Annotated in this window: 14 protein-coding genes; 5 read left to right on the forward strand and 9 right to left on the reverse strand. The window is 66.8% G+C overall.

The window, feature by feature from the left end; translation table 11 throughout:
- Positions 1 to 47: 47 nt before the first annotated feature.
- Positions 48 to 1,373 carry an extracellular solute-binding protein gene (locus tag BKA03_RS11400; protein WP_062074054.1) on the reverse strand — a complete coding sequence of 442 codons (1,326 nt, stop codon included), beginning with the start codon at positions 1,371 to 1,373 and terminating at the stop codon, positions 48 to 50.
- A complete protein-coding gene (locus BKA03_RS11405; RefSeq protein ID WP_083971077.1) occupies positions 1,370 to 3,409 on the reverse strand; it encodes a DUF2264 domain-containing protein in 2,040 nt (679 codons plus the stop codon). The genes BKA03_RS11400 and BKA03_RS11405 overlap by 4 nt, the downstream gene beginning before the upstream one ends.
- Before the next feature lie 203 nt (positions 3,410 to 3,612).
- Between BKA03_RS11405 and BKA03_RS11410 the strand changes: the two genes are divergently transcribed.
- Positions 3,613 to 5,496 carry a heparinase II/III domain-containing protein gene (locus BKA03_RS11410; protein ID WP_062074055.1) on the forward strand — a complete coding sequence of 628 codons (1,884 nt, stop codon included), beginning with the start codon at positions 3,613 to 3,615 and terminating at the stop codon, positions 5,494 to 5,496.
- Entirely contained in the window at positions 5,493 to 6,590 is a 1,098-nt protein-coding gene (locus tag BKA03_RS11415; RefSeq protein ID WP_062074056.1) for a LacI family DNA-binding transcriptional regulator, read from the forward strand. The genes BKA03_RS11410 and BKA03_RS11415 overlap by 4 nt, the downstream gene beginning before the upstream one ends.
- 16 nt (positions 6,591 to 6,606) lie before the next feature.
- Here BKA03_RS11415 and BKA03_RS11420 read toward each other — a convergent pair whose 3' ends face one another.
- The 3 genes from BKA03_RS11420 to BKA03_RS11430 are packed head-to-tail and all read right to left on the reverse strand — an operon-like array spanning position 6,607 to position 10,826.
- On the reverse strand, positions 6,607 to 8,481 hold the full coding sequence (locus tag BKA03_RS11420) for an ABC transporter ATP-binding protein (RefSeq protein WP_062074057.1): 1,875 nt from the start codon (positions 8,479 to 8,481) through the stop codon (positions 6,607 to 6,609).
- The gene (locus tag BKA03_RS11425) at positions 8,478 to 10,235 is read right to left on the reverse strand and encodes an ABC transporter ATP-binding protein (RefSeq protein ID WP_062074058.1); all 1,758 of its coding nucleotides are present in this window, start codon (positions 10,233 to 10,235) and stop codon (positions 8,478 to 8,480) included. The genes BKA03_RS11420 and BKA03_RS11425 overlap by 4 nt, the downstream gene beginning before the upstream one ends.
- Positions 10,236 to 10,238: 3 nt before the next feature.
- A complete protein-coding gene (locus tag BKA03_RS11430; RefSeq protein WP_202965702.1) occupies positions 10,239 to 10,826 on the reverse strand; it encodes a TetR/AcrR family transcriptional regulator in 588 nt (195 codons plus the stop codon).
- A gap of 137 nt (positions 10,827 to 10,963) precedes the next feature.
- Here BKA03_RS11430 and BKA03_RS11435 point away from each other — a divergent pair, with 137 nt between their 5' ends.
- Positions 10,964 to 11,719 (forward strand): trimeric intracellular cation channel family protein, encoded by a 756-nt coding sequence (locus tag BKA03_RS11435; RefSeq protein ID WP_062074060.1) that lies wholly within the window; start codon positions 10,964 to 10,966, stop codon positions 11,717 to 11,719.
- A gap of 109 nt (positions 11,720 to 11,828) precedes the next feature.
- Complete coding sequence (locus BKA03_RS11440; RefSeq protein WP_062074061.1) at positions 11,829 to 12,785, forward strand: endonuclease domain-containing protein; 957 nt, start codon at positions 11,829 to 11,831, stop codon at positions 12,783 to 12,785.
- Between the two features lie 86 nt (positions 12,786 to 12,871).
- On the opposite strand, the gene thrB is transcribed toward BKA03_RS11440, so the two are convergent.
- Genes thrB through BKA03_RS11455 form a run of 3 tightly spaced genes read right to left on the reverse strand, consistent with a single transcriptional unit; the run spans position 12,872 to position 16,163 of the window.
- The gene (gene thrB, locus BKA03_RS11445) at positions 12,872 to 13,795 is read right to left on the reverse strand and encodes a homoserine kinase (protein ID WP_062074062.1); all 924 of its coding nucleotides are present in this window, start codon (positions 13,793 to 13,795) and stop codon (positions 12,872 to 12,874) included.
- An 8-nt stretch (positions 13,796 to 13,803) separates the two neighbouring features.
- Positions 13,804 to 14,862, reverse strand: a complete 1,059-nt coding sequence (thrC, locus tag BKA03_RS11450; RefSeq protein ID WP_062074063.1) for a threonine synthase — start codon at positions 14,860 to 14,862, stop codon at positions 13,804 to 13,806.
- A gap of 2 nt (positions 14,863 to 14,864) precedes the next feature.
- Positions 14,865 to 16,163 (reverse strand): homoserine dehydrogenase, encoded by a 1,299-nt coding sequence (locus BKA03_RS11455; protein WP_062074064.1) that lies wholly within the window; start codon positions 16,161 to 16,163, stop codon positions 14,865 to 14,867.
- 64 nt (positions 16,164 to 16,227) lie between these two features.
- Here BKA03_RS11455 and BKA03_RS11460 point away from each other — a divergent pair, with 64 nt between their 5' ends.
- On the forward strand, positions 16,228 to 17,094 hold the full coding sequence (locus BKA03_RS11460; RefSeq protein WP_238579354.1) for a DUF817 domain-containing protein: 867 nt from the start codon (positions 16,228 to 16,230) through the stop codon (positions 17,092 to 17,094).
- On the opposite strand, the gene BKA03_RS11465 is transcribed toward BKA03_RS11460, so the two are convergent.
- The gene (locus BKA03_RS11465; protein ID WP_062074065.1) at positions 17,091 to 17,843 is read right to left on the reverse strand and encodes an MBL fold metallo-hydrolase; all 753 of its coding nucleotides are present in this window, start codon (positions 17,841 to 17,843) and stop codon (positions 17,091 to 17,093) included. The genes BKA03_RS11460 and BKA03_RS11465 overlap by 4 nt on opposite strands.
- Between the last annotated feature and the right edge of the window lie 51 nt (positions 17,844 to 17,894).

Below are 17,894 nucleotides of genomic sequence, written 5' to 3' on the forward strand. Positions count from 1 at the left end.
AAGGGTTCTGGCGCGCGCCCTCGGACGCGCGCCAGAACCCATCGAACCTACTGGTTGAGGACCTCGTTAGTGGCGCGCTTCTGCGCGTCCGCTATGGCGGCGTCAACGGTCGAGCTCTCCGACATGATCGCCGTGTGCATGTCACCGAGGACGTTCTGCATGGCCGCGGTGTACTTGGATACGGGATTCTCCGGCTTGGTGTCATGCGTGCCGAACGTGAACTTCGAGAGGGCGTCGGTGGGGGCGCCCTTGAGAGCGAAGTACGCATCCGTGACGGCACTCGACGCATAGGCCGGCGTGATGCCGATCCCCGCGAGGGCCTTAGCGGCATCCTCACCGCCGACGAATGCGAGGAACTGCTTGGCCGCATCAACCTTGGACTTGTCGATGGCCGGGTTGATGCCGATGCCGGTCGGGTCGCCGAACGTCACCGGCATGGATGTCGTGCTGGAGTCGAACTGCGGCGCCGGTGCGATGCCCCAGTTGAAGGTGTCGGCATCGCCCGTCCCCTCCTGTGAGATCAGGGTCGCGACGTACCAGCTGCCCATGAGCATCATGGCCGCCTTCTGCTTGCCGAACTCGCCCTGGTAGGTGAGCTTGTTGGTCGTTACCGTGCCGAACGTGGGCTGCGAGCCCTGGTCCTGCATGGCGACAGCGCGGTCGTAATAGGACTTGAAGTAGTCGAACTTGCCGGTGAGGATGTCGGCACTAGGGGCCTGCGCGTTGGCGAAGCCCTGCAGGGTCGACTGCCAGCTGTGCTCGTAGGCACCCGTGACGTCGCCCCCGCCCAGGCCTGCGGTTAGCTTCTTCGCGGCGGCGGCGTAGTCATCCCACGTCCATTTGCCGTCTGGGTAGCTCACCCCAGCCTTGTCGAACAGGTCCTTGTTGTAGTACAAGTACCAGGAGTCCTGGCGGTACGGCACGGCATAGGTCTTGCCGGCCACCTGATACGCGGAGAGGCCGCTCGTGCTCTTGTTGAGCTGGGAGGCGACGTCCGAGACGTCCATGAGTTGTCCGCCATCCTGGTACGTGAAGAAGTTCTTCAGGTTTTTCAGGATGTAGAGGTCGGGCGCCGAGCCGGCGGCGAGATCCGCCGTCATCTGCGTGTCGTAGTTCGTCGCGTCGTATTCCTTCAGGTTGACGGTGACGTTGGGGTGCGCCGCGTGGAAAGCGTCGGCGAGTGTCTGGAATTCGGGTGTCGTCGACAGGCTCCAACCGGCGAGAGACAGCGTGACCGGCGCCGCCGCTGCGGCGCTGGTGGCACCTGCGGCAGCGGAACTGGTTGGCGTGGTGCTCCCGCCCGAACTGCACGCGGACAGCGCAAGCGCGACGGCAGCCGCCACTCCCACGCTCTTAATTATCGGGTGCTTCATTTTTCCTCCATTGGGGGATAGGTGGCCCGTCCTTGGGCACTGGTTTCGCCGGGCGGACGGGTGTCCAAACCGGGTAGATACGTGGAAAGCGAGGTGTCGGTCACCACTCCGTCGGGCCAGACAAGCGACCCTGGTTGCCCCGATCCCTTTGCGAAGTTCACCGCCGCACGAGACGCAGCTGGCTCGGAGCCAGACGACGACAACTCGACGGTGAGCAAGTGCCACTCCCCTGCCCCTACGGGCAGGAGGGCAAATGGCACACTTGAGTGAGGACCGAGCGGACTGGCATCTTCGACACGAGCGACGCCCGCCTCGGCACCGTCGCAAGCGATGCTCGAGCGAAGGCCTGCAGCTTGGACGGCCACCGCGCCATCGCGCTCGTCCGTGGAGCCATGAGTCGCAGCCGAGATCGGCCACCCGGAAACTCGAAGAGCACGGATCCGGTCGTCGGCGATCGAGTCGACACGGACCAGCCGAGCCTCCCACGGACCGCGGACTATCGAGACAACGGTGATGACGCCCGCGACCGTCGCCTGGCCGGTGTAACCCGACCCGTGGTGCTGCTGCCGTGCGTCGGCGTCGAGCCAATGGGCCGTGACAACCGAGCCTGCGATACCCACATCCACGGGTCCGGAGCGTTCGACGGCCACCCCGAGCGATCTGAACCCCGCGCGGTGCGTCGCCACGCCGTCGGCGTCCACAAAGGCCACCGTCTGATCGAGCGGGCTACGCCACGACTCTTCGTCGAGCAGCGGGAAGGTGGTCGTGGAGTAACCCAGCCGGGCGTACAGCGGAGAATCCCCGACGAGCGCGCCCTCGACCGAGTGGTCCGTGCCGTGATTGATCACGCGCACGATGCCATCGGCGACGGTACCTGAGACCAACCAGCCGGGGGCCGTGATGGCACGGACCGTATCAGCGCGCTCAATGGGAAGCGGCTGCTCAGGCGCAATCCACGCCTCGTGGTCTGCGGGGAGCATCAGGCCCATGAGGCCCTTCGATGCCCAATATGGCGATCCGGGACCGGTGTACGCCTGCGCGAGTGGCGGCCATGCGTCATGCCAGCCGACCGGCAACACCCCGTCCTCCCCCGGAACGTCGCGCTCGGCAAAGTGGCCCACGATGCCCGTTGCGGCTCGGCGCAGTAGCCCAGGTGCATGGCTTGGTACGCCGGAGAGGATGCCTGCCCAGAAGGGTGCCGCCGCTGCGAAGCGGTAGGAAAGGCTTCGGCCCTGGATCAACGGGGAACCGTCTGCTCCTACGAGAACGAGCTCGTCGTCGAGATAACGGTCGAGACGCTGCACGTCCACGCCCGCGCGCTCCGCAGCAAGGTCACGCGCGCCTTCCATGCGCGCCCATAGTGCGGGGAATGTGTGTAGGGCCCAGCCGCCGTAGTGGTCGAAAGCGCGTTCCTCACCATCGGAGAGCCAGCCGTTGGCCTTCACGAAGGAGTCATGGGTCGCAAGGTCGGCGCGCATCTCGGACTCAGACGACGGCCCGCCCACCGACGCGAGAAAGGTTTGGACGACGAGCCTGAACCACACCCAGTTGATCTGCGGGTACGTGTCGTCGCCGACGGCGGGGGCCAGGTAATCCACAACCTGCTGCTGCTGGCGGGCGTCGAGGCGGTCCCACAGCCAGGGGCGCGTCATGTCGAGCGCAAAGGCGAGCGACGCGGCCTCCACTTTTGCTTGCGGGTGCTCGTCGAGTCGCGGCCAGCGCTCGGCGCTACGCGCGTCCGTTCCAGCCAAGAGGCCCTCGGCGTACCAGTCGAGGCACCCAAGTGGGTCGCCACCGCGTGCTCCGGACACCGCGAATCCCGCAAGAAGAAATGTGCGAGCGAAGCCCTCAAGTCCGTCGATGTCCGCACCCAAAGGCCCCGCTGCGCCGGGGTAGATAATGCGGGCGTGGCCCGAGGAGCCGTGGTGCATCGCTCCGCGGAGGATGCGTTGTGCGATCAGTTCGAGGGCGTCACGATCGAGCGCAGGAACGCGCGGACGGCTCGGTGCCGTAGTTGCAGCGTTCGCTTGTCGCATTCGCGAAACCCTTCGTCATTGAGGATTCGAGATGATCAGGCCGTACGAGAGGATCAGCACAACGGTGACCATCCATTGAGAGTGAACAATGAAGTGAGCGGTTGTGTCAAGTTTTGTTTCCAAATCGAGACGTAACATGCTATGTTCGATCATTAACGAACACTGAACGCGACTGCACGAGAACTCGATGGAAGAGAGCGACCATGCCAGACGTCACCACGGGCGGGGCTCTCGCCCACATGTGGGCCGCACGGAGCCGCACGGTGCCAAGCCCCCTCGCGGTGCCGCCGGCGTCTCATCGGGCGACCTGGGATCTGACGAACGGCACGGCGCACCGCGAGACTCGTGCGGCGATCATTGCCCGGGAGACCGCCCGGGCCGTCAATCCGTGGCCCGAACTCCGGGCCACCGCCGCGATGCGGTACCACCGGGACGGCGACAGGGAAGAGTACGAAACGGCGTTGCGAGCTCGCCAGTTACGACTCACCCGCGCTGTCATCGCAGCAGCATCCACCCTCGATACGGGCTGGATCGACGAGGTCGTCGACGGCATCTATCTCTTGTGCGAGCAGTCCACCTGGTGTTGGCCAGCGCACGACGACGCGCGCCGGACGACCGGCGCACACCTGCCCGATGTCGATCGGCCCTTCCTCGACCTTGGTGCGGGCGAAATGGCCGCCCAACTCGCATGGACGGACCACCTCTTGGGCGAACAACTGGATGTCGCGGCGCCCGGACTTCGGGCTCGCCTGCGCAGAGAGGTGAGGACCCGCATCACCTCGCCGTTCCTCGAACGCGACGACTGGCATTGGCTCGGCACCCCCGACGACGTCGACAATTGGAACCCGTGGATCCTCGGCAATGTCATTACCGCAGCCACCCAGTTTGAGGACGACGCGGAAAGGCGGCGAGCAATCGTCGGCAAGGCGATCGCCGCCGTCGACACCTATGTCGAGGCCCTGCCGCTCGATGGGGCGATAGACGAGGGCTACTCCTACTGGTGGAACGGCGCATGCCGCCTGCTCGAAACCATCGACATGCTCGATGCTTCCTGGGGCGGCTTCGATGCCGGATCCGTGCCCGCGCTGCGCGCGACCGTCGATTTTCCCCACCTGATGCACCTCGGTGGCGACTGGTTCGTCGCCGCCGGCGACGGCCAGGCGCGGCCACCCCGTGACCTGCCATGGCACTCGCTGTATGTCGCGGCGAAGAATATGGGCGCGGACTCGGCACGGCGCTTTGCCCTGTCGCGACGCCCCGCATCGGGCACGGTAGCCACCGAACGCGAAGGACTGGGACGCCTCCTCGGTGCCCTCGTGGACACCACCTGGGCGGAATCATCGGGCGGGCAACCGCCGCTGCCGCGCGATGTCTGGCTCCCTTCCACACAAGTGTGGCTGGCCCGCCAGGAGGACGGCAGTTCCGAGGGTCTCGCTACCGTGCTCAAGGGAGGACACAACGGCGAGCACCACAACCACCTCGATGTGGGCTCGGTCACGGTCGCCCTCGACGGCGTGCCCGTCATCGTTGATCCAGGTCGGCCCACCTACACGAGCCTCACGTTCTCGGCCCGTCGGTATGAAATCTGGACCATGCAATCCGACTGGCACAGCGTTCCCCGTATCGCGGGCCACTCCCAAGGAATAGGTCCGGGCTTCGCTGCATCAGAGCCCCGCCGCGCCCAAACCGGCGATGCCACGACGTGCGAAATCGACCTTATCAACGCCTACCCGGTGAGCCCCATCACCCGTTGGCGACGCGTCGTGCAACTTGATCGCGCGAAAGGCGCGGTGCGGATCGTCGATGCCTGGGAGGCGTCGGCGCCAACTCCGGACTCGCTCTCCCACTGGATGATTGCGGGAGACGTCGAGCAAGGCGCTGGGTTCGCCCGCATCGGCACTGCGTCAGGACGATCAGTGATCGTTGCGTGGGATGATGTCGCCGAAGCCAGCTGGGAGACGAAGGAACTGGAGGACCCGATGCTTGCCGACGTATGGGGGCCGTCTCTCTCGCGACTCACGCTTGCCATTCCTCACCCGGAAGCGGGCGCTGGCGAAATTGCTCTCACAGTGAGGGTCGACCGATGAGCGGCGCCGAGCCGCGGTCCGTCCTCGCGGAGGCCAGAAGGAACGAACTCCTCTCGATCCTCGCGATCGAGGGAGTGGTGCGCATCTCTGACCTGGCAGAACGGCTCAACGTCACACCCATGACGCTTCGGCGAGACGTGACAGCGATGGCCGACCAAGGGCTACTGCGGCGAGTCCACGGCGGTGCCGCGGCCGTGGACCAAGAACCCGCCGCTGCCGACGAACCTCCCGCCAAGGCACACGCCACCCCGATCGGCATCCTCGTGCCGTCGATGGACTACTACTGGCCAGGCGTCATACGTGGTGCCGAGGAGACCGCCGCGCGGCTCGGAATCCGGCTGGTGCTACGCGGGTCGTCCTACGAGGCAGACGACATGCAACCACAACTAGAGCGACTCCTTGAACGCAACCACGTACGGGGAGTTGTTGTCGCGCCCAACATGGCGGCGGCCCATACCCATGAAGCTCTTGAGTGGTTGACGAAGACGGGCGTCCCGGTCGTGCTTGTGGAACGATCGGCAGCCGTGGGGCCGCTCCACACGACCCTCGAGTCGGTCATGTCGGATCACCCTCAAGGAGCAGAACTCGCGCTGCGACACCTCGCGAGCCTGGGCCATCGGCGCGTGGGATTGGCGGCCGACATGAAGAGTCCGCACAGCAACCTTGTGCGCCGTGGGTGGCACGAGGCCCGGCTGGAATTGGACCTGTCAAGAGAAGCCACCGTGGATCACGAGCTACCGGAGCCAGCGTCCCCCGGCTGGGACGACGCCGCTGACCGATTCCTTGACGAGTGCGAGTCACGGGGAATCACCGGACTCCTCATCCACGCCGATGCTGCCGCCACCGCGATTGTGCAACGGTGGGAGTCGAGAGGGCACAGCGTGCCAGGTGACTTGTCGGTCATCGCGTACGACGACGAGTTTGCGGGGCTCTTTACGCCGCGGCTCACCGCGATTCGTCCCCCTCGGCTGTCACTCGGCCGCACCGCCATCGAGCTGCTGTCCGCACGCTTGGCGGACCCTCGACGGCCGGCGCACCGGGTAATCATCACCCCGTCGCTCCGCATCAGGGAGTCGACCACCCCGCCACCGTGACACCCGTATTCGCACCCTAGGGCAACGGCACCGTCGCGCCATCGTCGATCGCCGCCGCGAACTGGGCCTCGTAGAGACGCGAGTAGGCGCCCTGCGCCTCGAGGAGCTGGGTGTGCGTGCCCTGTTCCACAATGCTCCCCTCCTCCATGACGAGGATGAGGTCGGCGTCGCGGATGGTCGAGAGCCGGTGAGCGATGACGAAGCTCGTGCGGTCCTTGCGGAGCTTCTCCATCGCGTGCTGGACGAGCAGCTCCGTGCGGGTGTCGACGGAGCTCGTCGCCTCGTCGAGGATGAGCACGCTCGGGCGGGCGAGGAAGGCGCGCGCGATCGTGATGAGCTGCTTCTCTCCCGCGCTGATGTTCGACGCGTTGTCGTCGAGCACGGTGTCGTAGCCGTCGGGGAGGGAGTGAACGAAGCGGTCGACGTAAGCCGCCTCCGCCGCGTCGTGCATCTCCTTCTCCGTGGCGTCCGGGCGGCCGTAGAGGATGTTCTCGCGGATCGTCCCCTCGAAGAGCCACGTGTCCTGGAGCACCATGCCCGTCCGGGCACGGAGGTCGTCGCGGGTCATGGTCGCGATGTCGACGCCGTCGAGCGTGATGCGCCCGCCGTCGAGCTCGTAGAAGCGCATGATCAGGTTGACGAGCGTCGTCTTGCCCGCGCCCGTAGGCCCGACGATCGCGACGGTCTTGCCGGGGACGGCGACGAGGGAAAGGTCGTCGATCAGCGGCTTGTCGGCGACGTAGCGGAACGCGACGTGCTCGAACCGCAGCTCGCCGTGGTGCTCCTTGGGCGATTCGGAGGGCTCCGGGTCCGCGGACTCCGGGTCGGCGTCGAGGAGCTCGAACACGCGCTCGGCACTCGCGACCCCTGACTGGAGGAGGTTCGCCATGGACCCGAGCTGCGCGAGCGGCTGGGAGAACTGGCGTGAGTACTGGATGAACGCTTGGATGTCGCCGATCGGCAGGGAGCCGTGGGCGACCATGATCCCGCCGACCACCGCGATGGCGACGTAGACGAGGTTCCCGACAAACATCGTCGCCGGCATGATGATGCCGCTGACGAACTGCGCGCCGAAGCTCACCTTGAAGAGCTCGTCGTTCTTGTCGTCGAAACGCTTCCCGACCTCCTTGTGCCGACCGAAGACCTTGACGAGAGCGTGCCCCGTGTACATCTCCTCGATCTGCGCGTTGAGGTCGCCGGTGTCCTTCCACTGGGCGGCGAACATCTTCTGCGAGCGCTTCGCGACGCGCATGACAATCACGGCCGTGATCGGGATCGACACGAGCGCGATGAGCGCGAGCTGCCAGGAGATGGAGAGCATCATCCCGACGACGCCGAGCACGGTGAGCACGGAGATGAACAGTTGGCTCAGGGTCTGCTGAAGTGCCTGCGAGATGTTGTCGATGTCGTTGGTCACGCGGCTGAGGAGGTCTCCGCGCGGGTGCTCGTCAAAGTACTTGAGGGGCAGGACGTGGATCTTGTCCTCGACGCGCGAACGGAGCTTGTAGATGACGCGCTGCGTGGCCGCATTGAGGATGAGGCCCTGGGCCCACCCGAGCAGGGCGGCGCCGATGTAGATGCCGATCACCCAGAACAGGATGCTGTGGAGGCGCGTGAAGTCGATCCGGTGGGTCGGCGAGGTCAGGCCCTCGAAGATTACCGTGGTGGCGTTGCCGAGGATCTTCGGCCCCGAGACGCTCGCCGCGACGCTGACGGTGCCGAGGAGGATGACGAGCCCTACCCAGACCTTCTCGGGCCCGAGGAGCCCCACGAGGCGCCGGACAGAGCCCTTGAAGTCCTTGGCCTTCTCGGCGGGAAGGCCCATGCCCCCGAAGGGGCCATGGGAGCGCGGCGCCGGCCGCGCTGGCGCGTCGTTCTGTCGCTCGCTCATGCCGCGTCCTCCGCTCGAAGCTGGGTACTGACAATCTCTCGGTAGGTCTCCGACGTCTTCAGCAACTCGGAGTGGGTGCCGCGGGCCACGATCTCGCCCGCCTCGAGCACCAGGATCTGGTCGGCGTCGACGATGCTTGAGACGCGCTGGGCGACGACGATCATCGTCACGTCCTTGACCTTGGCCCGGATGGCCGCGCGAAGCCGCGCGTCCGTCGCCGTGTCGAGGGCGGAGTACGAGTCGTCGAAGATGAGGATCTCCGGTTCGCGGACCAGGGCCCGGGCGATGCTCAGCCTTTGCCGCTGACCGCCGGACACCGTCGTGCCTCCCTGGGAGACCTCGGTCTCGATCCCCTCGGACATCTCGGTGACGAAGGGTTTGGCCTGGGCGATCTCGAGCGCCTCCCACAGCTCGTCGTCCGTCGCGTCGGGGTTGCCGTAGCGGAGGTTCGAGGCGACGGAGCCGTTGAAGAGGTAGGGACGCTGGGGCACGAGCCCCAGGCTCTTCCAGAGGACGTCGAGGTCCGCGTCGCGCACGTCCACGCCGTCGACGAGCACTTGGCCGCCCGTCGCGTCGTACAGGCGCGGAATGAGGTTGATCAGCGTGGTCTTGCCCGCGCCGGTGCTCCCGACGATCGCGGTGCGGGTCCCGCGCTTGGCCGTGAACGTGATGCCCGACAGGACGGGCTTCTCGGCCCCGGGGTAGGAGAAGGTGACGTCGCGGAACTCGACCGTGCCCGTCGCATCGAGCCTGGTCACGGGGTTGGCGGACGGGACGACGGACGATTCGGTCGCGAGGACCTCCTGGATGCGGTCGGCCGCGACGGCCGCGCGCGGAACCATGATGAAGAGGAAGGTCGCCATCATGACGGCCATGAGGATCTGGATGAGGTAGGTGAGGAAGGCGAAGAGCGCGCCGATCTGCATCTCGCCGCTCTGGATGCGCGAGGCCCCAAACCAGATGACCGCGATGCTCGAGAGGTTGAGGACCACCATGACGACGGGGAACATCGTCACCATGAGGCGCCCGGCCTTGTAGGCGGACTCGGTGACGTCGGCGTTCGCCTTGGCGAAGCGGACGCGCTCCACCGGCTCGCGCACGAAGGCGCGCACCACGCGGATGCCCGTCAGTTGCTCGCGCAGTACGCGGTTGATCACGTCGATCCGCTTCTGCATCCTGCGGAAGTGCGGAACCATCCGCGAGACGATCGCGCCGACGGCCCCGAGGAGGACGGGGATCGCCACGACCATGATCCACGAGAGCCCGACGTCCTGCTGGAGCGCCATGATGACGCCGCCGATCGCCATGAACGGCGCGGAGATCATCAGCGTCGCGGACATGAGGACGAGCATCTGCACCTGCTGGACGTCGTTCGTGGTGCGGGTGATGAGCGACGGGGCGCCGAACTTCTGCACCTCGTTCTCCGAGAAGCTGCCGACGCGGTTGAAGATCTTGGCACGCAGGTCGCGGCCCACCTTCATCGCCATCTTGGCGCCGAAGTAGACCGCCGCGATCGCGCAGGTGATTTGGAGGACCGACAGGGCGAGCATGATGCCACCGTCGTGCCAGATGAGGGCGATGTTGGGGTTCGGCAGGCCGTTGGCGCCGACGTTCGTGACGCCCTTGTCGATCAGGTGGGCGTTGAGGCTCGGCAGGTAGAGGTTCGCCATCGACTGGGCGAGCTGGAACAGGATGACGCCCCACAGAAGGCGCCCGTACGGGCGTATCGAGGTGACGAGGAGTTTCCACAACATGGGTTACTGGCCTTCCTTGGTGATGCCTCGCATGATGAAGTCGACGAGCTGATCAGTGTCTACGTCGCGAGTGGACATGAACATCGGCATCGCTGTTCCGAACGTCAGAAGCCTGATGAAGAAGAAGGCGAGACCCGGTTCGATGCGAAATTTGTCAGCATCGGGCGCGAAGAGCTTGGAGAAGATGGCCTTGGCGCGGACATCGGCGTCGGACCTGTGGGAGGGATCTCTCGGCGGCTTGTGGTGGCCGAGCGCGGAGACCACACCGATGACACCCGCGAACCTCTCCCTGAAGACCTCGACGACCGCCCTGATCTTGTCCTCAAGTTCCAGGTGGGGGTCGATGCGCTCGAGAGCCGCATAGGTCGGCTCCGGATCCATGAACCTGGCGACAGCCAGTTGGATGAGTTCGTCCTTGTCGGCGAACGCGCGGAAGATGGTGCCCTCCGCGATGCCCGCAGCATCGGCGATCTCCTTGGTCGTGACATCGGCGCCGCGGCTGAGGAGCAAGGGGACGACGGCGTCGAGTATCGACTCGCGCCTGTCCTCGACGGACATGCGCGGGGCTCGGCTTGGAATGGGCGTCGACACCCGAGAATCATAAGTGAGTGAGCGCTCACTCCGCAAGTCGAGGCGGGCGTTCAGTCCACGGCGATGTGGCCCGTGTTGCCCCTCTCCCCTGCGCGACTTCCGCCACTGTTTCAACCGTCCGGGCCTACCCTTGGCATGTGCCACTTCCCGACGTCCTTGAACTCCCGCTTGCAATCAACCTGCTAGCGGTATTCTTTGGCGCCCTCGGCGGCACCCTGCGTGCGGGTGAGGACGAACACACCGACCTCGTGGGCGTCTTTACGCTCGCGGCGGCGATGGGTTTCGGCGGCGGGCTCGTGCGTGATCTGCTGCTTGGCAATCTGCCCCCTGCCGCCTTTCGCGATCCCTCGTACCTGATCGTCGCGGCGGCCGCTGCCGGGCTCGGCATGCTGTTCCTTTACTACCTACGCAAGCTAGGGCCCGTGCTGTGGCCGATCGACACGATCGTCATCGGCCTCTTCGCGTGCGTCGGCACCAACGCCGCGCTCATCGCGGATCTGGGCATGTTGCCCGCGATCATCATCGGCACGATCGCGTCGGTCGGCGGGCTCATTCTGTCCGACCTCCTGCAGGGAAGGCCATCCTCGATCATGTACGTCGGCCCGCCCAACGCGGTCGCGGGCCTGGCGGGTGCCGTGACATACGCGCTGCTCTACACGGGCACACGGCCGCTGATCTCGATCGGCATCGCGGTGATCGCCACGGTTCTGGTGCGGCTCACCGGCCCCTTGTTCCACATGAACGTGCCGCAACCGCGCATGCGCGCCTACGAACTCAGACTCAAGCGAGCGGGCAACCTCACGCCCCGGCGCTCGGCTCGCAACGCGCGACGTGTGCGTCGCAGTGCGGGCGGCGGCATCGGCAGCAACAGCGGCACCAGCCCAACGCTCTAGCGCCGCCGCTCATCCGCCCGCGTCGTAGTCGGCGCTGGTGACCACCCACTATCCACAGACCAGCCCTAATCCCGCACCACGCGCTCCCCTTGTCCGGTACTCCTCGTACATGCGAAACAACGACGCGGTCACGCTCGTCGAGACATTGAAACGAACACCCCACGCCCACGACCGACACGCGATCGAGCGCCGGTGGCCCCGAGCAGCACTGCGCGCGGCCGTTCGCAGCGGCGCTGTCACGCGTTTGTTGCCGACGCTCTACGCCGCCACAGAGCACGCCGAGTCAACATTGACGCGAGCGCATGCGGCGACCACGTGGGTAGGATCTGGCTCCGTCGTCATCGGAGCGGCCGCAGCATCGGCATGGGAACTGTGCGAGCCTCCGCGAGTCATCACGGTGACCGCACCTCTCTCGATGTCGCGCGCTGTGCCCCCGTGGCTCTCGCTCAAGCGCTTGGCCGAGCGCCCTCCGTCCGCTCTCTGGCATGGGTGCCCCGTCGCCATGCCAGGGTGGGCGATCGCCACTGCGTATGGCCACCTGCCTCGCCACCAAGCCGACGAAATGGTGTACCGCGCCGTGCGGCGAGGGCTCGCCACACCAGGCGAAATCGGTGAAGTTGCCGCGAGTCTGAGTTCCGTACGCCACCGGAGGGAGCTCGAATCAACGTTGGCTGCAGCGGCGGCCGGTTCGGAGAGTTACTTGGAGACCGTCGGACTGAGGGCCGTCTTTTCGACGAATGACTTCGCGGGTTTCATTCGCCAGCACCGTGTCCTGGCCGACGGCGCGAGTTACCGACTCGACATGTACGACCCTGTCACACGCACCGCGGTGGAACTCGACGGCGCCGTCGCACACGGGGGTGCGGGCCAACGAGAGCGCGACGCTCGCCGCGACGTGCGGCTCGCGTCCATCGGCATCGTGACACTTCGCTTCGTGTATCGCGATCTGACGGAGCGGCCTGCCTGGTGCAGAGCGATGGTCACGAGCGCGACGGCGCGACGTGGGGTCGCGCGAGTGGGCATGAGCGGCGACTCAGACGCGTCGCATGCGTTTGAGTGGGCATGAGCGCCGACTCAGTGGTGAAACGGGGGGATCAAGCTCCCGGGCAGCCAAAATCGGCTGGAGCGGGACGCGGACCGGCTGGCAACGCTCTAACGCGCGACCGAGACTCCAGGCACGGAGCCCGCCGTGTGCACGCAGCTCCACGAGTCCCCGCCGATGCCCTCGGCCCACCCCGGCGTTCCCGTCACCAGACCTCCGGCGGCGAGAGCCGTACCAATCACCAGCACGGACGGCCCCGCGCCAGACACCACTGCGGGCAGACCGCGCTCACGCAGGTACTCGATCATCGCCGCTGCTGACGGCATGACGGACGCGCGGTAACCCTGGTGGAGTCGATCCTCGGTCGCCGCCCACAGGCGCTCGGGGTGGCCCGAAAGGGCGGCTACCAGGAGCGCGGCGCGTCCCACGTTGAACGCGGCATCGTGGTGAGGCACCTTCTCGGGCAGGACCGCGCGCGCCTCTTTGGTGGGTAGGACGGCGCGTGGAATCAGCACCGCGGTTTCGATGCCCTGCGCCACGTCGAGCGGCACCGCATGCGCGCCCTCATGGTCGAGCCATGCCACCGTCGCCCCGCCCCAAATCGCCGGGGCGGCATTGTCGGGGTGACCCTCGAACTCGGTGGCGAGGCGCAGCATCGCCTCGTTGTCGAGAACCTCAGGCTCGGCGAGCAGCCCGCGGACGGCCGCGATTCCCGCCACCACCGCTGCGGCCGAGGAGCCGAGCCCCTTCCCATGCGGGATGGAATTGCGGGCCACGATGCGCAGGCCCGTGTGCGGTACGCCCACCGCGTCGGACGCTGCGCGGATCGCGCGGACGATCAGGTGAGTCTCGTCGCGCGGAAGGGTTTCCGCCCCCTCGCCCTCGATTTCGATCTCGACGCGCGGCGAACCGAGCGCCCAGACCTCGACCTCATCGGTGACGCCCATGGCCATGCCCAGCGAATCGAAGCCGGGGCCAAGGTTGCCTGCGGTCGCGGGAACGGTGACGGTGACGTGGTCGGTGGCGTAACGCATGGCGCGCCCTACAACCCCAACACGGCAGCGGCCGCGTCGACGTCAACGGGGATCACGGCGGGGTTGACCTCGCGGCCCGCGAGCGCGGTCGCGGTGTCCTTCAGCCCGTTTCCGGTCACGGTGCACGTGATGGTGGCCCCGCGCGGCACCTCGCCCGCGGCGGCGGCGGCGAGCAAACCGGCGATGGGTGCGGCCGATGCCGGCTCCACAAACACTCCCACCTCGGCGGCGAGCCGGGCCTGGGCGGACAGGATCGCCTCGTCTGTCACGGCCCGGATCCAGCCACCGGACTCATCGCGGGCCGCGATGGCGAGATCCCACGACGCCGGCTTGCCGATGCGGATGGCGGTGGCGACCGTCTCGGGGTCCTTGATGGGGTGGCCCACGACGAATGGCGCGGCCCCGGCGGCCTGCACTCCCCAAATCTTGGGACGGCGCGTCGAAACCCCGGCGTCGGCGTACTCCTTGAAGCCCATCCAGTACGCGGAGATGTTGCCGGCATTCCCGACGGGAAGCATGTGAATATCGGGGGCGTCGCCCAGCTGGTCGACGATCTCAAAGGCCGCGGTCTTCTGGCCCTGGAGCCGGTATGGGTTCACGGAGTTGACCAGCGCGATCGGGTAGTTCTCGCTGAGCTCGCGCACGATGTCGAGGCACTCGTCGAAGTTGCCGTCCACCTGCACGAGGTCGGCGCCGTGGACGATGGCCTGCGCCATCTTGCCAGCCGCGATCTTGCCCTGAGGGATCATCACGACGCAGCGCAGCCCCGCGTGGGCGGCGTACGCGGCGGCCGAGGCGGAGGTGTTTCCCGTGGAGGCGCACACCACCGTGTGGTCCCCGTCCTTGACCACTTGGGTGATCGCCGATGTCATGCCGCGGTCCTTGAAGGAGCCGGTGGGGTTCATGCCCTCAAACTTGACGAAGACCTCGGCGCCCACCTCGGAGGAGATCTTCTCCGCGTAGATCAACGGAGTGCCTCCCTCGCCGAGCGTCACGATGCGGTCGGCCGCGTCAAACGGCAGGAGGTCCAGGTATTCATTGATGATCCCTCGCCACACGTGAGCCACGACTACTCTCCTTCGATTCTAAGCACGGATCGGATCTCGGTCACGGCGTCCGAGGAGCGCAGCGCATCAAGCACCGCAGTCACGTCGCTTTCGGGTGCCCGATGCGTCGCGATCGCCAGGGTGGCCAGTCCGGTTCCCACCCCTCCCGCTTGTTGCCTTACGGTCTCGATCGACACGCCGCTCTGGGCCAGCATGGCCGCGATGGCCGCGAGTACTCCGGGCCGATCGGGAACGGTCATTCGCAGCTGGAAGCGCGACGACGATGCGGAGATGGGCAATACGGGAAGGTCACCGTAGTGCGACTCGCGCGGCCCCCTACCGCCTCGAGCGATGTGGCGGGCCACTGACACGACATCACCAAGAACGGCCGACGCGGTGGGCGTTCCTCCCGCTCCTTGGCCGTAGAACATCAGGTCGCCTGCAGCCTCGGCCTCGACAAAGACGGCGTTATAGGCGCCGTGAACGCTCGCAAGCGGGTGCGACAGAGGGACGAGCGCGGGGTGCACGCGCACAGAAACGCCACCGTCACCACCCTCCCCCGTGCGTTCCGCGATCGCGAGCAGTTTGATGACGTGACCGGAATCGGTAGCCGCGGCGACGTCGGCGGCGGTGATGGCGGAGATGCCCTCGCGGTACACGTCGCCCAGCGGCACGCGCTGGTGGAACGCGAGGCTGGCGAGGATCGCGGCCTTGGCGGCGGCGTCGAAACCGTCGACATCGGCGGAGGGGTCCGCCTCGGCGTAGCCCAGGTCCTGGGCCTGCTTGACGGCGACTTCGTAGTCGAGGCCCCGCGCGGTCATCTCGTCGAGCACGTAGTTGGTAGTGCCGTTGACGATGCCGAGAATGCGGCGCACATGGTCGCCCGCGAGAGACTCGCGCACCGGCCGGATGATCGGGATGGCGCCCGCGACCGCGGCCTCGAAGTAGAGGTCGACATTGGCGGCGTCGGCGGCCTCATAGAGCTCGGGGCCATGGGCGGCGAGCAGGGCCTTGTTGGCGGTGACGACTCCGGCGCCCGCGGCGATCGCCTTGAGGATGATCGACTTGGCAGGCTCGATGCCGCCCATGAGTTCCACCACGACGTCCGCCTTCGCGATCAACGCGTCGGCGTCGTCCGTGAGCAGTGCGGGGTCTAGACCCACGCGATCCTTGCCGATGTCGCGTACGTAGACGCCAACGACTTCGAGCGGGGCGCCTACACGGCTGGCAAGGTCCGCGGACTGCTCCGTGAGCAGCCGGGCCACCTGAGAACCGACGGTTCCTGGGCCGAACAGGGCGATCTTCACGGGGGTATCAGACACGCGCACAACTCTAGCGGGCGCGCCGCCCAGCCCGCCCACAGCCCGATGCGGCCACAATGGCCGAGTGTCGGATCGCCGGGTTTTTGCGCGCGAGCGCTGGACCCTGCCCCGGATCTCCGCCTTCGCCATCCGGTTCCTATGGCTCCAGCTCCAGTCCCTCGTGTTCGCCCTGGTCGTCTTTGCCGCGATCGCCATCACCAGCGTCGTCTCGCTGCCCATCCCCAGATACGACGCGCTTCTCATCATCGGCATCGCGCTCACCCTTGGGCTGTGGTGGGCGGGTTGGGAGTCCGGCCGGGAGGTGGCCGTCATCTGCGCCTTCCACATCCTTGGCGTGACGATGGAGTTCTTCAAGGTGCACGCAGGGTCGTGGGACTATCCAGAGGACGCGTACACGAAGGTCGCGGGCGTGCCGCTGTACGCGGGATTCATGTACGCCGCCGTGGGCTCGTACATCGTGCAGGCGTGGAGGCGCATGGAGCTACGGGTCACGCACTTTCGCCCCCTGCCGATGACGATCCTGGCCGTCGCTGCGTACCTCAACTTCTTCACCCACCACTGGATCTGGGATCTGCGTTGGCTCATCGCGGTGCTGTTCGTCATCGAGATGCGCCGCACGATGGTCCACTTCACGGTCGGCACTCACCGCTACTTCATGCCGCTCGCCGTGTCATTTGTCGCCATCGGCTTTGGGCTATGGATCGCCGAAAATGCCGCCACGTTCATGGGCGCCTGGGAATACCCCAACCAGCGCGAGATCTGGGAGGCGGTCCACGTGGGCAAGTTCGGCTCCTGGTCGCTGCTGGTGTCGCTCAGCTTTGTGCTGGTGGCGACCATCAAACGCTTCGAGGGCGAGCTCTACGGCGTGCGCGGCCAGCGTCCCACGGTCGAGACGATCGCGGACGAGCGCATCGCAGACGAACCCGCCTAGTTCAGTGCCGTCTCAATACCCCGTGGCAGGTCGATCACTCGGCTTCCGAGCCCGTATGCCGAAAGGCCCGCGAGCGCGGCCACACGCCGCTGACTGAAGTGTGCCCAACCGTCGACGTGCACGGGAACGATGGCGGCCTCGGGCCACAGGGCAGCCACCTTGGCCGCGCGGTCGGCGTTGAGCGTGAGGATGACGGGGCCGCGGGTGGGCACCGACGCCGCACCCATGCACAGCACGGCGATCGCCACATCGGGGTGAGCCTTCGCGATGCGCTTCGCGACGGATACCAGGGCGTTGTCGCCCGAGAAGTACACGGTGGGCCAACCCTCCGCGCGCAGAATGAAGCCGATGACGGGGCCGACGAGCGGCGCGATCGCCTTGGGGCCGTGCAACGCCTCGACCGCGGTGACCGTCACCGGCGTCGGCCCATCGATCGTCACGACGTCGCCGGGCGCCATGCCCTTGAAGCCCGCCTTACGCTCCGCGCCGGCCTCGGTGGTCAGGGCGAGGGTCGCGCCGCGCGCCACCTGCTCGCCCGATGTGTCGAGGTTGTCGGGGTGGTGGTCGTGAGACACGAGCGCCAGGTCGATGGGCGGCAGCGCGTCGGCGTCGATCGCGGGGCCCTCGGTCTTGACCAGGTAGCTGTTGGGGCCGGGCGGATCGAACGTCGGGTCGGTGACGATGGTCAATCCCGCGTAGCGGAGGACGATGGTGGGGCCACCCACCAGGGCTGCGGTGACGGTGTTCATAAGACGAGCATGCCTTGCCGAGCCACGCTCGCGCGCGACCCACGCCCCGCT

The organism is Demequina lutea, from assembly GCF_013409005.1.
GTDB lineage: Bacteria > Actinomycetota > Actinomycetes > Actinomycetales > Demequinaceae > Demequina > Demequina lutea.

What these genes read in the sequence shown, in the direction of transcription:
- BKA03_RS11400 (WP_062074054.1), bottom strand. Translation starts at nt 1,373, where the DNA reads ATGAAGCACCCGATAATTAAGAGCGTGGGAGTGGCGGCTGCCGTCGCG.
- BKA03_RS11405 (WP_083971077.1), bottom strand. Translation starts at nt 3,409, where the DNA reads ATGCGACAAGCGAACGCTGCAACTACGGCACCGAGCCGTCCGCGCGTT.
- BKA03_RS11410 (WP_062074055.1), top strand. Translation starts at nt 3,613, where the DNA reads ATGCCAGACGTCACCACGGGCGGGGCTCTCGCCCACATGTGGGCCGCA.
- BKA03_RS11415 (WP_062074056.1), top strand. Translation starts at nt 5,493, where the DNA reads ATGAGCGGCGCCGAGCCGCGGTCCGTCCTCGCGGAGGCCAGAAGGAAC.
- BKA03_RS11420 (WP_062074057.1), bottom strand. Translation starts at nt 8,481, where the DNA reads ATGAGCGAGCGACAGAACGACGCGCCAGCGCGGCCGGCGCCGCGCTCC.
- BKA03_RS11425 (WP_062074058.1), bottom strand. Translation starts at nt 10,235, where the DNA reads ATGTTGTGGAAACTCCTCGTCACCTCGATACGCCCGTACGGGCGCCTT.
- BKA03_RS11440 (WP_062074061.1), top strand. Translation starts at nt 11,829, where the DNA reads ATGCGAAACAACGACGCGGTCACGCTCGTCGAGACATTGAAACGAACA.
- thrB (WP_062074062.1), bottom strand. Translation starts at nt 13,795, where the DNA reads ATGCGTTACGCCACCGACCACGTCACCGTCACCGTTCCCGCGACCGCA.
- BKA03_RS11465 (WP_062074065.1), bottom strand. Translation starts at nt 17,843, where the DNA reads ATGAACACCGTCACCGCAGCCCTGGTGGGTGGCCCCACCATCGTCCTC.